Here is a 1527-nt window from a genome sequence, read left to right on the forward strand (position 1 = left end):
CGGACCTCGGCCTGCGCTACGACCTGACCGTGCCGCTCGCGCGCTTCTACGCCAGCAACCGCGGCCAGCTGCCCACGGTGTTCCGCTCGATCCAGATCGGTCCGGTCTGGCGCGCCGAACGCCCGCAGAAGGGGCGCTACCGCCAGTTCGTGCAGTGCGACATCGACATCATGGGAGATGACTCGTCGCGCGCCGAGGCCGAGCTGATGGTCGCCTCGCTCGACGCGGTCGACGCGCTCGGTCTCGACGGTGCGACCGTGCGGATCAACGACCGTCGGGTGCTGGACTGGATGCTGGACAGTTTCGGGTTCACCGCCGAGGAGCGCCCCGGGGTGCTCATCACGATCGACAAGCTCGACAAGATCGGGCCCGAGGGCGTGGCGGCCGAGCTGCGTGAGCGCAGCGCCTCCACCGCAGCCGCCGACGCGTTCGATGCGTTCCTGCGTCGTCCGCAGACCATGGAGTACAACCCGTTCGGCGAGCGGCAGGTCCGCAAGGCGCTCCCCGATGGTGCCCCGACCGAACTGGTCGAGCACCTCGTCGGAATCGGCGAGGCGGTCGCCGCGGGGCGGGGGCAGTCCGACATCCCCCTGGTCTTCGATCCGTTCCTCGTGCGCGGCATGGGGTACTACACCGGCACGATCTTCGAGCTCGCGCACCCCTCGGTCGGCTACTCGCTCGGCGGTGGCGGTCGCTATGACGGCATGATCGGCCGCTTCCTCGGACAGCAGGTTCCCGCCGTGGGCTTCTCGCTCGGCTTCGAACGCCTCGTCGACCTGATCGCCGACGAGGCCGATGCCACCGCACAGGCCGTCGTGCTCATCCACGATGCCGACGTTCCGGTGCACGAGCTCGTCCGGCACAAGGCGGCGCTGATCGCAGGGGGCGCGAGGGTGCGGCTCGAGCGACGCACCAAGAACGTCAAGGCGCTGCTCGAGCGTTCGGCGGCCGACGGCTACACCGCCTTCGCGACCGTCTCCGCCGGCACCGGCGAGCTGGAGCTCAAGCCGCTGTCCTGACCGGTCCGGTCCGGTCCGGTCCGCCGCGCCGGGACATCTGTCGGGCGGATGCACGGATGTCGGGGGAATCGCCGTGGCTCTGCCCGACATCCGCACGAAGTCCCGACAGGTGCACCCGGAATGACGGGGCGTCCTTGCTCCCGTTTACGCCGCGTTCACGATGTCGGGGTGGAATCGGGGCGTGAGTCGCGTTCGGAACCCCGTCGTCGTGCCGCCTGTCCTGGTCGGGGTGGCACTCGTCGCGCTCCTGGTCGGCCTCCGTCTCGTGCTCCGGCAGCAGGCGGCGCTCGCACGACGCCGGATCGGGAAGCCGCTGGGCGAGGAAGCGCTCGATGCGGATCGCCTCTGGCGTCGAGGTCTCGACGGAGAGCCCCTCGAACTGCTCGTACTCGGCGACTCGATCGCCGCAGGCCTCGGGGCCGAGCACCGCAAGGAGACCCTCGGCGGGCGGCTGGCGAAGGCGACGGGACGCCGGATGCATCGGCCGGTGCGGCTGCGCACGGTGGCC

1 protein-coding gene and 1 pseudogene are annotated in these 1527 nt (G+C 70.7%); both read left to right on the forward strand.

Going from position 1 to position 1527, the window contains the following annotated elements; translation table 11 throughout:
• The coding region (locus KZA10_RS14845) for a HisS family protein (protein WP_218683268.1) at window positions 1–1019 on the forward strand (1019 nt) is incomplete at its 5' end.
• A 208-nt stretch (window positions 1020–1227) separates the two neighbouring features.
• Window positions 1228–1527, forward strand: a pseudogene (locus KZA10_RS14850) (SGNH/GDSL hydrolase family protein); the annotation flags it as partial.

Source organism: Microbacterium sp. BF1 (assembly GCF_019279095.1).
Classification (GTDB): Bacteria; Actinomycetota; Actinomycetes; order Actinomycetales; family Microbacteriaceae; genus Microbacterium; species Microbacterium maritypicum.